At 71.5% G+C, this 19006-nt stretch carries 16 protein-coding genes; 9 read left to right on the top strand and 7 right to left on the bottom strand.

Annotation, left to right across the window (positions count from 1 at the left end):
- Window positions 1-10 precede the first annotated feature (10 nt).
- Window positions 11-3544 (top strand): DNA polymerase III subunit alpha, encoded by a 3534-nt coding sequence (gene dnaE, locus ACFV8H_RS33825; protein ID WP_375896188.1) that lies wholly within the window; start codon window positions 11-13, stop codon window positions 3542-3544.
- 44 nt (window positions 3545-3588) lie between these two features.
- Here the strand turns inward: dnaE and ACFV8H_RS33820 are convergent, their stop codons facing one another.
- The gene (locus ACFV8H_RS33820; RefSeq protein ID WP_380407541.1) at window positions 3589-4476 is read right to left on the bottom strand and encodes a LysR family transcriptional regulator; all 888 of its coding nucleotides are present in this window, start codon (window positions 4474-4476) and stop codon (window positions 3589-3591) included.
- A 72-nt stretch (window positions 4477-4548) separates the two neighbouring features.
- Between ACFV8H_RS33820 and ACFV8H_RS33815 the strand changes: the two genes are divergently transcribed.
- The 6 genes from ACFV8H_RS33815 (at window position 4549) to ACFV8H_RS33790 (ending at window position 10992) form a co-directional block, all read left to right on the top strand.
- On the top strand, window positions 4549-5436 hold the full coding sequence (locus tag ACFV8H_RS33815; protein WP_380407539.1) for a dihydrodipicolinate synthase family protein: 888 nt from the start codon (window positions 4549-4551) through the stop codon (window positions 5434-5436).
- A gap of 113 nt (window positions 5437-5549) precedes the next feature.
- On the top strand, window positions 5550-6599 hold the full coding sequence (locus ACFV8H_RS33810) for an aspartate-semialdehyde dehydrogenase (RefSeq protein WP_380407537.1): 1050 nt from the start codon (window positions 5550-5552) through the stop codon (window positions 6597-6599).
- Window positions 6600-6902: 303 nt separating this feature from the next.
- Window positions 6903-8195, top strand: a complete 1293-nt coding sequence (locus ACFV8H_RS33805; protein WP_380407535.1) for an NYN domain-containing protein — start codon at window positions 6903-6905, stop codon at window positions 8193-8195.
- Window positions 8196-8303: 108 nt separating this feature from the next.
- Window positions 8304-9305, top strand: a complete 1002-nt coding sequence (locus ACFV8H_RS33800; protein WP_380407533.1) for an ABC transporter ATP-binding protein — start codon at window positions 8304-8306, stop codon at window positions 9303-9305.
- The gene (locus ACFV8H_RS33795; protein ID WP_380407531.1) at window positions 9302-10111 is read left to right on the top strand and encodes an ABC transporter permease; all 810 of its coding nucleotides are present in this window, start codon (window positions 9302-9304) and stop codon (window positions 10109-10111) included. Before ACFV8H_RS33800 ends, ACFV8H_RS33795 begins: the two co-directional genes overlap by 4 nt.
- Window positions 10112-10194: 83 nt before the next feature.
- Window positions 10195-10992: a hypothetical protein gene (locus ACFV8H_RS33790; protein WP_380407529.1), complete on the top strand. Its 798-nt coding sequence runs from the start codon at window positions 10195-10197 to the stop codon at window positions 10990-10992.
- 123 nt (window positions 10993-11115) lie between these two features.
- Here ACFV8H_RS33790 and ACFV8H_RS33785 read toward each other — a convergent pair whose 3' ends face one another.
- The 6 genes from ACFV8H_RS33785 to ACFV8H_RS33760 form a co-directional block, all read right to left on the bottom strand.
- Window positions 11116-12852 carry an LPXTG cell wall anchor domain-containing protein gene (locus tag ACFV8H_RS33785; protein ID WP_380407527.1) on the bottom strand — a complete coding sequence of 579 codons (1737 nt, stop codon included), beginning with the start codon at window positions 12850-12852 and terminating at the stop codon, window positions 11116-11118.
- A 335-nt stretch (window positions 12853-13187) separates the two neighbouring features.
- Window positions 13188-13682 (bottom strand): Cys-tRNA(Pro) deacylase, encoded by a 495-nt coding sequence (gene ybaK / locus ACFV8H_RS33780; RefSeq protein WP_380407525.1) that lies wholly within the window; start codon window positions 13680-13682, stop codon window positions 13188-13190.
- 66 nt (window positions 13683-13748) lie between these two features.
- Window positions 13749-14489 carry an LON peptidase substrate-binding domain-containing protein gene (locus ACFV8H_RS33775; RefSeq protein WP_380407573.1) on the bottom strand — a complete coding sequence of 247 codons (741 nt, stop codon included), beginning with the start codon at window positions 14487-14489 and terminating at the stop codon, window positions 13749-13751.
- Window positions 14490-14557: 68 nt separating this feature from the next.
- Window positions 14558-15400, bottom strand: coding sequence for a hypothetical protein (locus ACFV8H_RS33770; RefSeq protein WP_380407524.1), 843 nt, complete (start codon window positions 15398-15400; stop codon window positions 14558-14560).
- 202 nt (window positions 15401-15602) lie between these two features.
- A complete protein-coding gene (locus ACFV8H_RS33765; RefSeq protein WP_380407522.1) occupies window positions 15603-16070 on the bottom strand; it encodes an NUDIX hydrolase in 468 nt (155 codons plus the stop codon).
- Entirely contained in the window at window positions 16057-16824 is a 768-nt protein-coding gene (locus tag ACFV8H_RS33760; protein WP_380407521.1) for an XRE family transcriptional regulator, read from the bottom strand. The genes ACFV8H_RS33765 and ACFV8H_RS33760 overlap by 14 nt, the downstream gene beginning before the upstream one ends.
- A gap of 157 nt (window positions 16825-16981) precedes the next feature.
- Between ACFV8H_RS33760 and ACFV8H_RS33755 the strand changes: the two genes are divergently transcribed.
- Both ACFV8H_RS33755 and ACFV8H_RS33750 read left to right on the top strand, forming a co-directional pair.
- Window positions 16982-17404: an ATP-binding protein gene (locus tag ACFV8H_RS33755; RefSeq protein ID WP_380407519.1), complete on the top strand. Its 423-nt coding sequence runs from the start codon at window positions 16982-16984 to the stop codon at window positions 17402-17404.
- A 13-nt stretch (window positions 17405-17417) separates the two neighbouring features.
- A complete protein-coding gene (locus ACFV8H_RS33750) occupies window positions 17418-17987 on the top strand; it encodes a hypothetical protein (protein ID WP_380407518.1) in 570 nt (189 codons plus the stop codon).
- Window positions 17988-19006: the final 1019 nt, after the last annotated feature.

The raw sequence follows: 19006 nt of genomic DNA, 5'->3' as shown, positions 1-19006 counted from the left end.
AGGCCCCGCCTTGAGCGATCAGCCGTTCGCGCATCTGCACGTCCACACCGAGTACTCGATGCTGGACGGTGCCGCCCGGTTGAAGCAGATGTTCAAGGAGGTCGAGCGGCTGGGGCAGACCCACGTCGCGATGACCGACCACGGCAACATGTACGGCGCCGCCGAGTTCCACCGGCAGGCGACCGAGGCCGGGATCACGCCGGTGATCGGGATCGAGGCGTACGTCGCCCCCGAGTCCCGCTCCAACACCAAGCGCATCCTGTGGGGCCAGCCGCACCAGAAGCGGGACGACGTCTCCGCGTCCGGCGCGTACACCCACAAGACCATCTGGGCCCGGAACAAGGAGGGCCTGCACAACCTCTTCAAGCTGACCTCGCGCTCCTACTCCGAGGGCTGGCTGGTGAAGTGGCCGCGGATGGACAAGGAGCTGATCTCCGAGCTGTCCGGCGGCCTGATGGCCACCACCGGCTGCCCTTCCGGTGAGGTGCAGACCCGGCTGCGGCTGGGCCAGTTCGACGAGGCGGTGAAGTCCGCGGCCGACTACCAGGACATCTTCGGCAAGGAGAACTACTTCCTGGAGCTGATGGACCACGGCCTGGACATCGAGAAGCGGGTCCGCGACGGGCTGCTGGAGATCAGCAAGAAGCTGAACATCCCGCCGGTGGTCACCAACGACTCGCACTACACCACCGAGGCCGACGCCGGCGCCCACGACCTGCTGCTCTGCGTGCAGACCGGTAAGAACCTCTCGGACCCGGACCGCTTCCGCTTCGACGGCACCGGCTACTACATCAAGTCCGCCGCCGAGATGTACGCGCTGGACTCCTCGGACGCCTGGCAGGAGGGCTGCCGCAACAGCCAGCTGCTGGTCGCCTCCCGGGTCGACACCGAGGGCATGTTCAAGTTCCGGAACCTGATGCCCCGGTTCCCGATCCCGGAGGGCTTCGAGTCCGAGGCGGACTTCTTCAAGTCCCAGGTCTGGGAGGGCATGGACTGGCGCTTCCCGAACGGGTACGACGAGGAGCACAAGAAGCTCGCCGAGTACGAGATGGACACCATCATCCAGATGGGGTTCCCGGCGTACTTCCTCGTGGTCGCCGACTTCATCATGTGGGCCAAGGGCCAGGGCATCGCGGTGGGCCCGGGCCGCGGTTCGGCGGCCGGTTCGCTGGTCGCCTACGCGATGGGCATCACCGACCTCGACCCGATCCCGCACGGCCTGATCTTCGAGCGCTTCCTCAACCCCGAGCGCATCTCCATGCCCGACGTCGACATCGACTTCGACGAGCGCCGGCGCGGTGACGTGATCCGGTACGTGACGGAGAAGTGGGGGTCCGACAAGGTCGCCATGATCGTCACGTACGGCACCATCAAGGCGAAGGCCGCCATCAAGGACTCCTCCCGGGTCCTCGGCTACCCGTACGCGATGGGCGACCGGATCACCAAGGCGATGCCGCCGGACGTCATGGGCAAGGGCATCCCGCTCTCCGGCATCACGGACAGCAGCCACCCCCGCTACGGCGAGGCGGGCGAGATCCGCGGGCTGTACGAGAACGACCCGGACGTCCGGAAGGTCATCGACACGGCGCGCGGCATCGAGGGCCTGATCCGCCAGCCCGGCGTGCACGCGGCCGGCGTCATCATGTCCGCGGAGCCGCTGACCGACCACATCCCGGTCTGGACCCGGCACACCGACGGCGTCACCATCACGCAGTTCGACTACCCCACTTGCGAGGGCCTCGGCCTCCTCAAGATGGACTTCCTCGGCCTGCGCAACCTGACGATCATGGACGACGCCGTCAAGGCGATCGAGAAGAACAAGGGCGTCAAGATCAACCTGCTTGATCTGCCCCTCGACGACAAGCCGACCTACGAACTGCTCTCGCGCGGCGACACCCTCGGCGTCTTCCAGCTCGACGGCGGGCCGATGCGCTCGCTGCTGCGCCTGATGAAGCCCGACAACTTCGAGGACATCTCCGCCGTCCTCGCGCTGTACCGACCGGGCCCGATGGGCGTCAACTCCCACACCAACTACGCGCTGCGCAAGAACGGGCAGCAGGAGATCACCCCGATCCACCCGGAGCTGGAGGAGCCCCTGGAGGAGGTGCTCCGGCCCACCTACGGCCTGATCGTCTACCAGGAGCAGGTGCAGAAGGCCGCGCAGATCCTGGCCGGCTACTCGCTCGGCCAGGCCGACCTGCTGCGCCGCGCGATGGGCAAGAAGAAGAAGGAGATCCTGGAGGCGGAGTTCGTCCCCTTCCAGAAGGGCTGCCGCGAGCGCGGCTACTCCGACGCGGCCATCCAGGCGGTGTGGGACGTCCTCGTCCCCTTCTCCGGCTACGCGTTCAACAAAGCGCACACCGCCGGGTACGGGCTGGTCTCGTACTGGACGGCGTACCTCAAGGCCAACTACCCGGCCGAGTACATGTCCGGGCTGCTCACCTCCGTCAAGGACGACAAGGACAAGTCGGCGGTCTACCTCAACGAGTGCCGCAAGATGGGCATCCAGGTGCTGCCGCCGGACGTCAACGAGTCGGACTCGGACTTCACGCCGCACGGCAGCGAGACCGTCCGGTTCGGCCTGACCGCGATCCGCAACGTCGGCGGGCCGGTGGTCGAGTCGATGATCCGCACCCGGAAGGCGAAGGGGAAGTTCGCCTCCTTCCCGGACTTCCTGGAGAAGGTGGAGTCGGTGGTCTGCAACAAGCGGACCGTCGAATCGCTGATCAAGGCCGGCTCCTTCGACTCGCTCGGGCACACCCGCAAGGGCCTGAGCGCGCAGTTCGAGCCGATGATCGACAATGTCGTCGGGGTGAAGCGCAAGGAGGCCGAGGGGCAGTTCGACCTCTTCGGCGGCGACACCGCCTCGGACGAGCCGAGCTTCGGACTGGACGTCGTGTTCTCCGAGGAGGAGTGGGAGAAGTCCTTCCTGCTCACCCAGGAGCGGGAGATGCTCGGCCTGTACGTCTCCTCGCACCCGCTGCACGGCATCGAGCACGTGCTCGCCGACAAGGCGGACTGCGCGGTCGCGGACCTCGCGGAGCGCCCGGACGGGACGATCGTCACCATCGGCGGCATCATCTCGGGCCTCCAGCGGAAGATGACCAAGCAGGGCAACGCCTGGGCGATCGCCACCGTCGAGGACCTGGCGGGCTCGATCGACTGCATGTTCTTCCCGGCGAGCTACCAGCTGGTCTCCTCCCAACTCGTCGAGGACGCCGTGGTGTTCGTGCGCGGCAAGCTGGACAAGCGGGAGGACGTGCCGCGGCTGATGGGCATGGAGCTGTCCGCCCCGGACCTCTCCAACGCCCACGCCGAGGCGCCGATCGTCATCAACATCCCGTCCGGGAAGGTCACCCCGCCGCTGGTCGCCCGGCTCAGCGAGGTGCTGACCCACCACAAGGGCACGACCGAGGTGCGGGTGCGGCTGGAGGGGCGTACCAAGACCACGGTGCTGCGGTTGGACCGGCACCGGGTGAAGTCCGACCCGGCGCTGTTCGGTGACTTGAAGCAGCTGCTCGGGCCGAGCTGCCTGGTGGTCTAGCGGCGCCGGCGGGGTGGCGGGGCGGCGGGGCGGCCGGGCGTTCGTCAGGCCCCGCTGCCCAGCCCCGGCGGGACGGCCGTGTGGAGGGCCGAGACGAAGGCCGAGATCGCCGGGTGGGAGCCCGCGCCGGCCCGGAAGGCGGCGCGGGTGCGGCGGTACATCGGCAGCCGGGTGAGGACCACGCCGGGCGGGGGCTGGGCGGTGCCCAGGTGGGGGACCAGCGCCACCCCCTGGCCCGCGGCGACCAGTGAGAGCACCGTGGTGAAGTCGTCGATCTGGTGCCGGATCCGGGGCGCGAAGCCCGCCGCCTCGCAGGCGCGGACGGCCATGGTGTGGCAGAGCGTGCCCGGCGGGGAGGTGATCCACGGCGCGCCGCGCTGCTCGGCGAGCACCGCCGGGGCGCGGGCGGCCAGGTACATCGGCTCGGTGAAGACCGGGCGGGTCACGGCCAGGCCCGGTTCCGGGTCGGCCGGGACGAGGTCGTACTCGTGCACCAGCGCCACGTCCAGCTCGCCCGCGCGCAGCGCCGCGCCGACGGCCGCCGGGTCCACCTCGGTGACCATCGGCTCCAGCCCCGGGTGCCAGGAGGCCAGCCCGGCGAGCACCGCCGGGATGATCGCGCGGGCCGCCGAGGGGTAGGTGCCGATCCGCAGCGGACCGGCCAACCCCCGCTTGGCGTGGGCGAGTTCGGCGTCCGCCTGTTCCAGCAGGGCCAGTACGGACTCGGCGTGGCGGACCAGGCCCCGCCCGGCCGGGGTGAGGGTGACCCGCCGCCCGGTGCGCTCCAGCAGCGGGACGCCGGCCTCCTTCTCCAGGACGGACAGCTGCTGGGACACCGCCGAGGCGCTGAACGACAGGGCCTCGGCGACGGCCGCGATGGTGCCGAGGTGGGCGAGTTCGCGCAGCAGGCGCAGTCGTCGGACATCGAGCATCGGCCCAGCTTACGAGAAGCGTCACAAATGTGAACTGGACCCGGGCGATCACCGGACCGCAGGATCGTCGGTATGGAACTCAAGGGCATCCACGTCCCCCTGATCACCCCCTTCGCCGCCGACGGCTCCGTCGCCCTCGACGCGCTGGAGAAGCTCGCGCACGAGGTCCTGGACGCCGGGGCGGCCGGCCTGGTCGCGCTCGGCACCACCGGCGAGCCCGCCGCGCTCACCGCCGAGGAGCGGGACGCGGTGGTGGACGTCGCCGCGGCCGCCTGCGCCGCGCGCGGGGCGCAGCTGACCGTCGGTGCCTCCGGCGGCGACACCCGGGCCGTCGGCGAGGCGCTGGCCGCGCTCGGCGCGCGGGTGCCGGGGGCGGCCGCGCTGGTCACCACGCCCGCCTTCGTCCGGGCCGGTGAGGCCGGGACGGTCGCGCACTTCCGGGCCCTGGCCGCGGGCAGCCCGCTGCCACTGGTCGTCTACCACATCCCGTACCGCACCGGGCAGCAGCTCTCCACCGCCGCGCTGCGCGAACTGGCCGCGATCGACGGGGTGGTGGGCGTCAAGTACGCGACCGGCGGGCTGGACCAGACGGCCGCCGAGCTGCTCGCCGAGGCCCCTGCCGGGTTCGCCTTCCTCACCGGGGAGGACGCCTTCCTGTCGCCGATGCTGGCGCTGGGCGCGGCCGGCGGCATCCTCGCCTCCGCGCACCTGGCGACCGCCCGCTTCGTCGAGCTGTACGAGGCCTGGCGGGCCGGGGACGTCGAGCGGGCCCGGGAGCTGGGGCACCGGCTGACCGGGCTGGCGCTGTCCGCCTTCACGGCGCCGAACCCGACGGTGACCAAGGGCGTGCTGCACGCCCAGGGGCGGATCCCGACCCCGGACGTACGTCTGCCGCTGCTGCCGGCCGGGGAGGCGGAGGTCGCGGCCGCGCTGGCCCTCGCCAATGGTCTGGACCACTGAGGGTTGTCCGGGGCGCCTCTCACACCGTGGAATACCTGGTCGTGCGGTGCCCGTGACAAGGCATGATGGGCAGAGTGCGGCTGTAGACAGCACCATCCAGAGGAGTAGTCGGAATGAAGATCGGCATTGTCGGTGCCACCGGCCAGGTCGGCGGCGTGGTCCGCGAGATCCTGGCGGAGCGGGCTGGTCGTGAAGGTGGACTCGGCCCGGTGGAGCAGCTGCGGCTGTTCGCCTCGGCCCGTTCGGCCGGGCGCACGCTGCCCTGGCAGGGCACCGAGGTCACCGTCGAGGACGCGGCCACGGCCGACTACACCGGCCTGGACATCGTGATCTTCTCGGCCGGCGGCTCCACCTCCAAGGCCCTGGCCCCCAAGGTCGCCGCCTCCGGGGCCGTCGTCATCGACAACTCCTCCGCCTGGCGCCGTGACCCCGAGGTCCCGCTGGTCGTCTCCGAGGTCAACCCGGAGGCCATCGCCGACCGCCCCAAGGGGATCATCGCCAACCCCAACTGCACCACCATGGCCGCCATGCCCGTGCTGCGCCCGCTGCACGAGGAGGCGGGGCTCGCCGCCCTGGTCGTCTCCACCTACCAGGCCGTCTCCGGCAGCGGCGTCGCCGGTGTCGCCGAGCTCCAGGACCAGGCCGCCAAGGTCGTGGACGGCGCCTCCGCGCTCGCCCACGACGGCTCCGCCGTCGAGTTCCCCGAGCCCAAGGTCTACCGGCGGCCGATCGCCTTCAACGTGGTGCCGCTGGCCGGCTCCATCGTCGAGGACGGCTCCAACGAGACCGACGAGGAGCAGAAGCTCCGCCACGAGAGCCGCAAGATCCTCGGTATCCCCGAGCTCAAGGTCGCCGGCACCTGCGTGCGCGTCCCGGTCTTCTCCGGCCACTCGCTGCAGATCAACGCCCGCTTCGAGCGCCCGATCAGCCCCGAGCGCGCCGCCGAGCTGCTCGCCGCCGCCCCCGGCGTCGAGCTGTCCGAGATCCCCACCCCGCTCCAGGCCGCCGGCCAGGACCCGAGCTACGTCGGCCGCATCCGGGCCGACGAGACGGTGGAGCACGGCCTGTCGCTGTTCGTCTCCAACGACAACCTGCGCAAGGGCGCCGCGCTCAACGCCGTCCAGCTCGCCGAGCTGGTCGCCGCCGAGCTCAAGGGCCTGTAGGGCCTGTAGGGCCTGTAGGGCCTCAAGGGCCGCCTCAAGGGCCTCAAGGGCTGACCCGGGTCAACCCGGCGTGACGTTTGGCGGGCCCCGTCGTTGAACGGGGCCCGCCTTCGTGTTTCTTTGCGACTCATTGGGGCGGCTGTTGCGTGACCGGGACATCCGCCGAGGTTCGGGCCCCGAACCTGGGGGAAAAGGTGACCCAACGATCGGGCGGTCAGGGGGCCCCTCACCCCGCACGCCGGGTCGACGGGCGGACCGCCCACCCAGACCGACCATCGAGGGCGAGCGGAAAGAGGTGCGCGGATGGACCGCTGTGTCGTCCTGGTGGATGCCGGATACCTGTTGGGCGCCGCCGCCAGCCTGCTCGCCGGAGACCCCTCCCGCTCCAAGGTCACCGTCGACCACACCGCGCTGATCAGCGCCCTGCGCGAACGCGCCGAGGCCGAGACCGGGCTGCCGTTGCTGCGGATCTACTGGTTCGACGCGGCCCCCGACCGCCGCCCGATGCCCGAGCACCGGCGGCTGCGGGTGCTGCCCCGGGTCACCGTGCGGCTGGGCGCCCTCACCCGGGCCGAGGGGCGCTGGGTGCAGAAGGGCGTCGACGCCGCGATGCACGCCGAACTCTCCGAGCTCGCCCGCAACCGGGCCTGCGCGGACGTCGTCCTGATCACCGGCGACGGGGACCTGCTGCCCGGCATGATGACCGCCAAGGAGCACGGCGTGGCCGTGCACCTGTGGGCGTTGCAGGCCGCCGACGGGGACTTCAACCAGTCCGAGGACCTGGTCGGCGAGGCCGACGAGCGGCGGGTCCTGGACCGCGAGTGGATCGAGGGGTCCTTCTCGCTGCGCGACCACTCCACCGTCTTCCCGGCGCCCGGGACGGGCGGCGCCCGGCAGGAGATCGCCAAGATCCTCGCCGCCCCGCCGGCCCCGCTGCCCAGCGTGGCGCCCCCCGGCGTGCGGCCGGCCGCCGCCGAGGCGGTGCCCGAGGAGCCCGCCGTCAACGGGCGGCCCCAGCCAGCCGCCGCCCTGCGGGTGGTGCCCACCCCGAAGGACCTCGCCGGACGGGTCTCGGCCGTCACCCCGATCACCGCGGCGGCGAACGGGCACGTCAACGGGCATGCCAACGGACACGCCGCGGCCGGGCAGGCCACCAACGGGCAGGTGGCCGGCGGACCGGTGCTGCGGTGGTCCTCCGACCGCGGCTGGGTCGACCGGCCCGCCCCCGAGCCCTCCGTCACCGCCGGGGACGGCCTGCCCACGCTGGCCCAGCTCACCACCGCCGAGCAGCGCTGGGCCGACCGCGAGGAGGACATCACCACCATCGGCGGCGACGCCCACGAGGTCGGGCAGGTCTTCGCCCGCCGCTGGAGCGACCGCCTCGGCGACCTCGAACGGCTCACCCTGCTCTGGCCCGACTACCCGCGCATCCCGCACCGCGTCGACGGCGAGCTGCTGCGCTACGCGGCCCGCTTCGGACTGCTCGCCCACAAGGACGACCAGATCGACGAGCACGACCGCTACGCCATCCGGGCGGGGTTCTGGAAGGAACTGGCGGTCCGGGTCCCGGGCGGGTCGATGGTGGTGGACGACTGACGCGCCCCGGCGGGTTCCGGCTTCCGCCTGGCTTCCCCCGGCGATCGGGCCTCGGCGATCGGCCCCCGTTGTCCGGTTCGCCCGTGTGAGCGCGTAAAGTCTCCGGTCGTGGAAGAGACGGCCGGGCGAGCACCCCAGGACACCCCCGCGCCGTGCGTCGCCGTACGCGAACTGGTCCGGACCTACCGCACCGGACGCGGCGCCACCGCCACCGAGATCCGGGCCAACGACGGGATCAGCCTGACCGTCCGCGCGGGCGAGGTCTTCGGACTGCTCGGCCCCAACGGCGCCGGGAAGTCCACCCTCGTCCGCCAGCTCACCGGCCTGCTGCGGCCGGACTCCGGCACCGTCGAATTGCTCGGGCACGACATCGTGCGGCACCCGGAGCGGGCCGCCCGGCTGCTCGGCTACCTCGGGCAGGAATCCACCGCGCTGGACGAGCTGACCGTCGCGCTGGCCGCCGAGACCACCGGACGGCTGCGCGGGCTCTCGCGCGCGGCGGCCCGCGGCGCGGCCGCGGACGTCCTCACCGAACTCGGGCTGGAGCCGATCGCCGCCCGGCCGCTGGCCAAGCTGTCCGGCGGGCAGCGGCGGCTCGCCTGCTTCGCGGCCACCCTGGTGGGGGAGCGGCCGCTGCTCGTCCTGGACGAACCCACCACCGGCATGGACCCGGTCGCCCGGCGGGCCGTCTGGTCGGCCGTCGACCGGCGGCGGGCCGAGCACGGGACGACGGTGCTGCTGGTCACCCACAACGTGATCGAGGCGGAGACCGTGCTCGACCGGGTCGCCGTGATCGACGAGGGCCGGGTGATCGCCTGCGACACGCCCGGCGGACTCAAGGCCCTGGTGGACGGCGACGTCCGGCTCGACCTGGTCTGGCGGGACGAGGCGCCGATCGGCGTCCCCGCCGTCGCCGAACTGGCCGCGCGCGCCGAACGCACCGGACGCCGCTGGACCGTCCGCACCACCCCCGAGCAGGCCCGCGAACTGGTCGCCGCCGTCACCACCGGCCCGGCCTTCGCCGCCCTCGACGACTTCACCCTCGCCACCCCGAGCCTTGAGGACGCCTACCTCAAGCTGGGCGGCCGCCACGGAGGACTGGCCAAGTGACGCTGCTCTCGGTGCCCCCGCAGACCGGCCGGTCCACGGCCGGCGCCGCCCCGCTCGCCCCCGCCGCCCGGCTGCTGCCCGCCCTCGCCGCGGTGTACCGGGCGCAGCTCACCCGGGCGAAGGTCGCGCGGATCCCGCTGCTGTTCGTGGCCACCTTCCAGTCCGTCGGCATCCTGGTGATGATGAGGGGCGTCGTGGACGGCGGGCAGACCTCGGCGGCGCGGTCGGTGGTCGCCGGGTCGAGCGTGCTGGTGGTGGCGTTCGTCGCGCTCAACCTGCTGGCCCAGTACTTCGGGAAGCTCCGCGCCACCGGCGGCCTCGACCACTACGCGACGCTGCCCGTCCCGGCCGCCTCGGTGGTGCTCGGCGCGGCAGCCGCGTACGCCTCGTTCACGCTGCCCGGCACGCTCGTCACGGCCGGCATCGGCGCGGTGATGTTCGGGCTGCCGCTCGGGCAGCTGTGGGTGCTGCTCGCCGTGGTACCGCTCGCCGGGGCCGCGCTGTCCGGGCTGGGCGCGGCCTGCGGGCTGCTGGCGCCGCGGCAGGAGATCGCGACGATGCTGGGGCAGCTCGGCATGTCGGCGGCGCTGCTGCTCGGCGTGCTGCCGGTCGACCACCTGCCGCAGCCGGTGCTGTGGCTGCGCGACCTGCTGCCGTCGACGTACGGGGTCGAGGCGTTCGCGCGGACCTTCGCGCCGGACCCGGACTGGGGGATGGTGCTCGCCGACCTCGGGGTCTGCGCGGGGGTGGGCGTGGTGTCGCTGGCCCTGGCCACCTGGGCGTACCGGCGGGCCGTCGCGCGGTAGGGGCCGCCTTCCGGATCTTGCCGGGTGGGCGGTGCGGTGGGCGGTGCGGCCGTTCGGACGGACGTCGTGAAACGATGGGACCCGTGACCGTACCGAACACACCTCCGGAACCCGCCCGCGCCGACGTGCCGGCCGAGCCGGGAGCCGTACCCGACCCGTTCGCACCGCCGCCGGCCTCCGACCAGGAGTCGCCCGCCGGCCTGCCCGCCGCGCCGCCCGCGGGCGTGCACCGGGTGCCGGACGAGCTGCGGATCGGGGCCGGGGTGGTGCTGGTGTGCCTGCTGGCCGGACTGGTGATGGCCGGACTGTGGGCCTGGCTGGCGCCCAAGGTGCCGCTGGTCGTGGACGGCGACCGGATCCTCTACGTGGACCCCGAGGGCGAGCAGCGGGCCGGCGCCGACGCGGTGTTCGTGCTGATCGGGCTGGGCGCCGGCATCCTCACCGCGCTCGGGGCCTTCCTGGTCACCCGCAAGCGCGGCGGCGGGATCGCCGTCGCCCTGGGGCTGGCGATCGGCGGACTGCTCGGCTCGTACGGGGCCTGGAAGCTCGGCCGCTGGCTCGGGCCGAGCGACAACCTGATCGGCGAGGCCCGGCGGGTCGGCAACGGCGGGCACTTCGACGCGAGCATCGACCTGGGGGCGATGGGCGCGCTGCTGGTGTGGCCGATGGCGGCGATGGTGGTGCTGCTGGCGCTGTCGGCGGCGTTCGGGAAGCGGGAGGAGGACCCGCCGCCGTACTGGGGGGTGCCGGCGGGGTCGTACGGGGACCCTGCGGGGCCTCCTGCGGAGACGCCGGTGGACGCCGGGCAGGTCGCTCCGGTGGAGACACCGGCGGACGTGCGGCCGGTGGACGCGGCTCCGGAGGGGCGGCGGCAGGGCTGAGAGCGTGAGCGGGGCGGAGGGTCGACGGCCGGGTACAGGCCGGGTAGGCCAACCGACGCCATCCGTTGACCTGCACGCACACGAGGGCGGGGACCGGTACTCGGTCCCCGCCCTCGTCGGGTCTCAGCGGTGGGTCGCGGCCTTGCGGCGGCGTGCGACCACGAACAGCGCGCCGCCGACGGCGATGGCCGCCGCGCCGGTGCCCGCGATCAGGAGCGTGCCATCGCTACCGGTGTGGGCGAGGTCGCCGCTCGGAGCGTGGGCGCTGGGGGAGGCGGTGCTCGTGGCCGAGGCCGTCGTGCTCGGGCTCTGGCCCGGCGTCGAGGGCGTGGCGGTCGGCCGCGCGATCGGCGGGGCGGAGGTCGGGCGGCTGCTCGGCGTCGGGCCCTGCGAGGGCTCCGAGGTCGGGACGGGGCCGGGGATCGAGCCGCTCGCCTTGGTGCCCAGCTGGACCGAGACCGACTCGTGCGACGGGTCCGGTTCGAAGGACAGCTTGGCGATCGTGGCGCCGGTGCCGTACAGGCTGTCCTGGTCCTGGAGCGTCACCTGGACGGTCGGCTGCGTGGTGCCGGCTTCGATCGACAGCCCGAACGGGAACACCTTCTCCAGCCCGCTCGCCACCCAGATCGGGGACTCGCACAGGTACTTGTCCGGGTGGGCGACCTGCTTGCCGTTCTCCCAGGTCTTGGGTCGGCAGCCGTCCGGCACCTTGGTCACGGTGACGCCGGCGGGGATCGCGGCCTGGACGGTCACGACCGCGTCGCCGCTGCGGTAGAAGATCGAGGCCGGCCCGCTGTTGCGGAAGCCGACCGACAGCGTGCCCTGCTTGTCGCCGTTGGGCTTCCAGGAGCCCAGCGCGGAGAAGTCGGCGGTGTTCGTGGCCAGCACGTTCTGCTCGACGCGGTTGTCGTAGCTCGTGCGAGGGGCGCTGAGCAGGCCGGGGTCGTTGGCCGGCTTCACGGTCAGGGCCGGGCCGGTGCCGTGCTGGAAGGTCAGCCGCTTGCGCCAGTCCGAGATCTCGGAGAACTGGGCGTCCTCGGTCGGGGACACCGTGATGTCCGCGAAGGTGTACCAGGCGCTGTCGGTGATGCCGAGCTGCAGCGCGTCCAGGGCGACCACCTGACCGGGCGCGACCGTGGTGTCCACGGTGCAGATCGCGATGGAGTCACCGGGCCAGGTCTTCTCGCCCCAGCCGCCGTCCGGCTCGGACGCGAACTCGCAGTTCGACGGGCGCTGCTTGAAGTCGATGCCGGAGATGGCGTCGACGGCCACCACGACCTTGCCGGCCGGCAGGTCACCGACGTTGGCGAACTCCACCGACGGCGTCAGCACGGTGCCGGGCTTGACGTTGTTCTGGTCGGCGAGCGGCTTGGCCTTGAAGTCCGGCCCGCCGACGTCGACCCGGACGTCCCGGCTCGCGCTCTGCGCGTTGGACGCCGTCAATTTCAGGTGCAGCACTCCGTGGCTGCCCGGGGTCGCCCCCTGCACAGCACTGAGCCACGGGTTGTACAGGAGGTTGATCCGGTCGAAGTTCAGCTCGCGCTGGTCGCACGTGATGGTCTTGCCCGCGGTCGCGCAACCGGGAACGGTCAGGTCCGCGACGCCGGCCAGATCGGTGGTGTCGAACACGACCTTCACGTCGTGCGCGGTGCCCGAGCCGATCCGGCCGAGCTCTATGTGCAGGTTCTCGCTGCCCCGACCTGGCTGCGCAGGCTTGGTCGGGATCTGGACGGTGGAGTTCGAGAATCCGGAGAAGGTGAGCTTCAGGTCGTCCGCGTGCGCCGGGACGGCGGTCGCCCCGAGGACGACGGCGGCGATGGTGAAGGGCGCGTAGAGCGCGCGTCTGCGCGAGTTGCGCATGTGGAAGGTCCCCCTGGGGTTGTGACGGGCATGCCGGGACGGATCTGCCAGGACGGGCATGCCGACGGGAACATCTACTCGACCGGTGGAGCGGTCCGCAATTTCCGCCGGCGTGACGCCTTATCAGATGTGGTTGATCGGGTAAGGAATGTCCGAGAAAAGCACACTCTTTCCCGGTGAAGATTTTTGCCGCCCTTGAAAATCCCGTCATCCGGCCGTTACCGGTCGGCTCGCCGGGTACGGCCGGGGCCTTGCGCCTCGTGGAGAACCCCCCGTACCCCTTTTCGGGGCGCGGGGGGTTCTTTCGGTCTGTTCGGTCTGTTCGGTCTGTTCGTTCAGCGGGCGATCGGGGCGGTGCGGGCGCGGGTGAGGGCGATCAGGTCGGCGGGGGCCAGTTCCACTTCGAGGCCCCGGCGGCCCGCCGACACGTAGACGGTGGGGTGGGTGAGGGCGCTGGCGTCGACCACGGTGCGCAGCGGGCGGCGCTGGCCGAGCGGGGAGATGCCGCCGAGGACGTAGCCGCTGCTGCGTTCGGCGGCGGCCGGGTCGGCCATCGCGGCGCGCTTGCCGCCGACGGCCGTGGCCAGGGCCTTGAGGTCGAGCTGCCCGGCGACCGGGACGACGCCGACGGTGAGGGTGCCGTCCACGTCGGCGACCAGGGTCTTGAAGACCCGCTCGGCGGCCACGCCCAGGGCCTCGGCGGCCTCGCCGCCGTAGGAGGCGGCGGCCGGGTCGTGCGCGTAGGCGTGGACGGTGTAGGGGACGGCGGCGGTCTCCAGGGCGACGGTCGCGGGCGTGCCCTGGCCGCCCTTCTTCGGCTTCTTGGCCATGCGCGGGTGCCTCGGGTCGGTGGGGTTTCGTCAGGGTCGGTCTCGGTGGGGTCGGTCTCGCTGGGGTCAGTTGGGGCTGAACGACTGGCGGGTGAGGTCGACCGCGGGCAGCGAGGGCAGCCAGCTGAGCACCGCGCTCTCGCGGCGCAGCAGGTCGAGCTCGGTGCGCAGCCGCTGGGCGGTGTCGGGGCAGGCGAGCAGCTGCTGCTTGACCGGGGTCTCGAACACCGAGGCGGCGGCGACCAGGTAGGAGAGCACCTGGGGGTCGTCCGGGAGCTGCTGGCGGCCGTGGGTGCTGGCCTCGCGGGCTCCCGCCAGCCGCTTCTGGTAGACCCGGAAGGCCCGCTCGACCTCGGCGGCGAGCGCGCCGGAGCCCTCGCCGGGGCGCTCCTCGACCGGCTCGACCTCACCGGTCAGGTACGGGCCGCCGACGTCGACCGAGCTGATCCGGAACCGGGTGGTGCCGGTGACCAGCAGCTCGTAGCGCCCGTCGGGCTGGGGCTGGACGGAGGAGACGTCGGCGACGCAGCCGATGTGGTAGACCGCCTCCAGCGGGTCCCCGGTGGCGGTGCCCAGGCCGTCCAGCGGCCCGGCCGGGCCGTCCTCGGCGGGCCGTACCGGGGCGACCTCGCGGCCGTCCTTGATGGCGAGCACGCCGAAGCGGCGCGGCTCGTCCTCGGGCTGTTCGAGCAGATCGGCGACGAGTCGGCGGTAACGCTCCTCGAAGACGTTCAGGGGCAGCACCAGGCCCGGGTAGAGCACGGTGTTCAGCGGGAAGAGCGGCAGCCGTTCTGTCACGGCGGACAGCGTAGTTCTTCGGGGCCGGGCTTTGTCGCGCAGTAACCGCAGCCCCGCCCTGCGGACACGCACCGTGGTCATGCCGTGGCGACCGCCCCGCCCCCGCGCAGAGCCGCCCGGGCCCGGGCGGCGCCGTTGGGTGTGGCGGCGGCGCCGGTACCGATCGCGACGGTTCTGGTGCCGCCGAGGCCCGCGCACGGGCGGCAGATGCCGGGGCGGGGCACAGGGTCGTGGCACTTGGCGCACTCCGCGGGTGTGGCCCGCGGTGCTCGGGTGGGCGGCAGCTTGCGTTGGAGACGGTCGCGCAGGATCGCCACCGGGGAGTGCAGCGGCGAGGGCAGGCCGGGGAGTAGGGCGTGGGCCAACTCGGCCGCCGTGCTGCCGCGTTCCAGCCACTGGGCGACGAGCGGTGCCAGTTGCTGCGCCTCGGCCTCGCCGAGGCGCAGCCGGGGCTCGGGACGGATCGCGCGGAAGAGTGCGGACACCGCCCTGCGGGTCTGCTCGTCCGCGCGCGTCAACTGGGCGGGGAGGGTGGGTACTTCTCCCGGGTCCTTTACTACAGGGCTGTCAGGGGGACCGGCCTCGGGCTCACCGGAGTCCGAGGAACGGGCACTCGGTGACGCCGGGCGCTGCGGGGTGTCGTACACGTGCACGTCGGTACGGAGCGTGCCGTCGGGCATCCGGACCGTCTCGACCCGGTAGTGCCCGGCTTCCTTGAGCTCGTTGAGCGCCCTGCGGACGGCGCCGCGCCCCTGCGGGCTGCTGTCGGCCATGTGCCGCCCGTCCTCGCGCCAGCCGTCGGGACGGGAGAGGAGGTCGGAGAGGAGGCCCCGGGCTGTGTAGCTGAGGCGACGGTCCTGGAGGAGGCCGTTCGGAAGTACGGTGAAACAGCGCGCGTGGGCGCTACGATGAATCTGCATGGGGAGTGTCAGCTCCTGGTGCCAGACCCCGGGGTGTTCCACCACCGCCGGGGTCTTCTATGTTCTGTTGATGATGCGGAAAGTAGCACAGTCGCTACACGGAGTGCCAACCATTCGGGGGAATCCGCAGCTGGGAGGGACAGACGACGGTGAGGTCTGCCTGACGGCACCCGAAGCGATCCAGCGGTATGGCCGAAGGTGGCTAGCGCACCACGGGGATCTGCCCGGAGCGCCAGTCGGCCAGCCGCTTGCGGATGTTCGACACCATCGGCAGCCCGTCCGTCTCGGCCGGGGTGAACCACGCCACCTCGTGGGACTCGTCGGATACCCGCAACTCCCCACCGAGCGGGCGTCCGAGGAGGCAGATCGAGAACTCCTGGCGGACCTCGCCATCGTCGTAGGCGAAGACGTGGCCGGGGTCGGTGTAAGTGCCGACGATCCCGGTGATCTCGATATCGATGCCGGTCTCCTCGCGCGTCTCGCGGACGCCGCAACCGGCGAGCGACTCACCGATGTCCATCTTGCCGCCGGGCAGGGCCCACATCCCGTTGTCGGTCCGGCGCTGGAGCAGAACGCGGCCCGCGCCGTCGACCACGACGACGGAAGCGGCCGGGACCAACGAGTTCGCCTTGGGGGCGTTCGGGTCGTCCTCGTAATCACGCCTGGGCACGATCCACCACCTCTGCTGCCGGGACCGATACATCCCGCCCCTTCGCCCACAAGTCCTCGATGTGGCCCGCGAAGCGATCGAACACGCCATCGTCCTGGGCCCGCCTGAGGTGCATCATCGGAGCGTCATGGCCGATCCTACCCGGCAGCAGCGGTGTGACGATCATGTCGTCGTCGAAGCGGAAGACGCTCAGTGAGACGTGTGCAGTCTCGTATCGCGCCTCGATCGGCGTGTCCCGTAGCTTGGCCAGCTCGGACAGGGTGACCTCGATCCGGGTCGAAAGGCTCAGCGGTACGCCCTCCTCCGGCTCCCGCTGGCGGGTGACCGGATGTCCGGGCTCACCAAGAATGAAGCGAACCTGGACGCCGGCCTCCGCCTTCTGCCGTAGCAGGCCGCCGAAGTTCGCGTGCTCCAGCCGCAGGAAGTAGTTGGTGTACCCGGCGAACGTCATCTCCCGAGTTGCCCCCCTTATCAACTGGCGCCACAGCGAAGCCGGCGCTGCCGACCGGTACGGGTACATCTGCACCAGCTCCCGATCTGGCCCTGACTTCACGAGTTGCTGTACGGATGGCCAGAGCACGGCTTCCTCCTCACCCAGGGCCTTACTGGCGGCTGAGCGATGTCGAGCATGGGGCTCGCGCGAGGGGTTGGCGAGCCACCGGTCGACGGTCTTGGGATCGACCCCGCACACACGCGCGAGCCTGGACGAGGTCATGTTGGCACGGGCCATTGCGTCACGGAGCGGGCTGTTCACCGACCGACCTTCCACGTTAGGGACGTTTCAAGGTCTAGCAGCCAGACGTCCTAAACGTCCCGAAAACGCGGTATGACGTCCCGTCAGAGTGCCCGACGATTCGAGCGTGACAGATGCGGCAGCCTTTCAGCTGCTTCCTCTCCCTTTCGAGGACCCCATGCTCACTGCCCACCGCCCCCGCACATTCGCCGCCCGTCTCGGCTCCTGCGTCGAATCCACGCCCCTGGCCCGGCACTTGATCCGGGCCTACCTCTGCGCGCTCCCCGCCGGTGACCGCTACTGCGATGTCGCCGAACTTCTCCTCGGCGAACTCTTCGCCAATGCTGTCCAGCACGCCGACGCCCCCGACGACCGCCTCATCGAGATCCGGTTCGCCGTCAGCGGCGACCTTCTGCGCCTCGAAGTCCACGACGCCGGATCCGGGCGGCCCTCCGTCCGCTCCGCCTCCTTGGAGGAGGAGCGCGGACGCGGGCTGTTCCTCGTCAACGAGCTGGCCGAGCGCTGGGGTTGCTGCCCCAGGGCTGGCGGGGTCGGCAAGTTCGTCTGGGCCCTCATCGCTCCCGCCTTCGCCCTCGTCTGAAAGCCCGCTCCCGATGCTGCCTCCGCTGCCCACCCTCGCCCGGCACACCCTCGACCGCGGCCACACCCCCGCCGAGACCTACGCGATCCTCGCCCGCCGCACCGGTGAACCGCTCCCCTCCGCGCGCGCCGTCTGCCTCGCCCTCGCCATCCCCCTCGCCGAGACCACCATCCGCCTCAACGAGTGCTACGACGCCCTCCTCGCCGACCCCCGCCCCGGCACCGAGGCCGACACCGGCGAACTCCTCGAAGCCCTCGGCGTCTTCGACGTCCCCAAGGACCTCACCGCCACCGAACTCGCCGTCGTCGACCACTTCCTCACCGCCATCGACGCCCTCGGCGGCATCCGCCCCGGCCACCAACACGGCCTCGCCCGCTGGTTCACCACCGGCAACCTCACCGCCGCCTACCTCTCCCTCACCGCCGCCCACCCCCGCCCCACCACCGGCAACCCCACCCAGTACTGGACCACCCTCATCACCGCCGGTGAACTCCTCACCACCACCCCCACCCCCGACCCCCGCATCAAAACCGCCCTCACCCACTGCCGCAGCCAAGCGACCATCCACACCACCACCCCGTAAGCACCAGAAGTCGATCCCACCGACTTCCTGCGCAGCACTCCCACTCGGCGCCGCACACCATGGATCGAGAGGACGAGATGACCACCACCCAGCACACCGCCGGCATGGGCGGGGTGCGCTTGTCGGTTCGGCGGCCCCGGTCAAACTTGGCAGGGGCCGCCGTCGCCTCTGTGATTTCGGGGAGGGGAGGGGAGGGGAGAGTGGGAAGGCCGACCCTTTTCTCACCGGTTCTTGGGTGGCGCCATGTGAAGGTTCCGCCCCGCCGTGATCGCATCGCGGCGGGGCGGAATGGCTAGGTAATCCACTTGTCGTTGAACCCGGCTTCTTGGGTTCTGCGTAGGAAGTCGGTCTGGCCGACTTCCTACGCAGGAGTCGTCGCCGCTTCGGCCTTTGCCGAAGCAGCGACGGGGTGACGGGCGTAACCGGCCCATCACCCCGGGCGACTGAGAACCATCAAACGCCTGCGGCGAGGGTAGGGGCAGGGCGATCCTGTAGGCAGTTCACTAGGCTGTCTGGCCCTCACGAACGGCACCGCAGAGACGGCCTCGGATGACCAGCGAGGATCTACGAAGGCTTCGTCTCGGATCAAGGCCCGCGACCGGCCGTGAGTCGCCGATTGACGCCAATGTGATCAGCCGATGAGAGCGTGGCGTGATCCGCTGGCCCGATGCGGTTGTCCGTGATGCCCTGCGCGGTGTCTTCGGCGTGGCCACGAACGTAGAGCTGGGACTGTTCCCGAAGCGGACCCGGCGGGACCGTGAGGTGATGAGTGAGTCGAAGGCGTAGAGGTCAGTTCTTTTTCTCTGCACGTCGGACACGTCCGGCGGTGCAGAGAAAATTAAATTGATTAATTCCAATAGTGTCCACTTTTACTCCATTCGTAGCAAAGGGTGGATCTCGCTTCTGGTTTCGGCGGCCCGGCCAATTTTGGAGCCAGGGCAGACGTCGGGTAATGTTCTTTCTGCGCCGCCCGGGAGGGAACGGACGAGGGAGCGAAAGCCCCTCGGAACGGGACCGAC

Origin of the sequence: Kitasatospora sp. NPDC059827, from assembly GCF_042731675.1 — a bacterium.
In the GTDB taxonomy this organism is placed as follows: domain Bacteria; phylum Actinomycetota; class Actinomycetes; order Streptomycetales; family Streptomycetaceae; genus Kitasatospora.
Note: the sequence above shows the minus strand (reverse complement) of the source record. Positions and strands in the feature narration are given on the sequence as shown.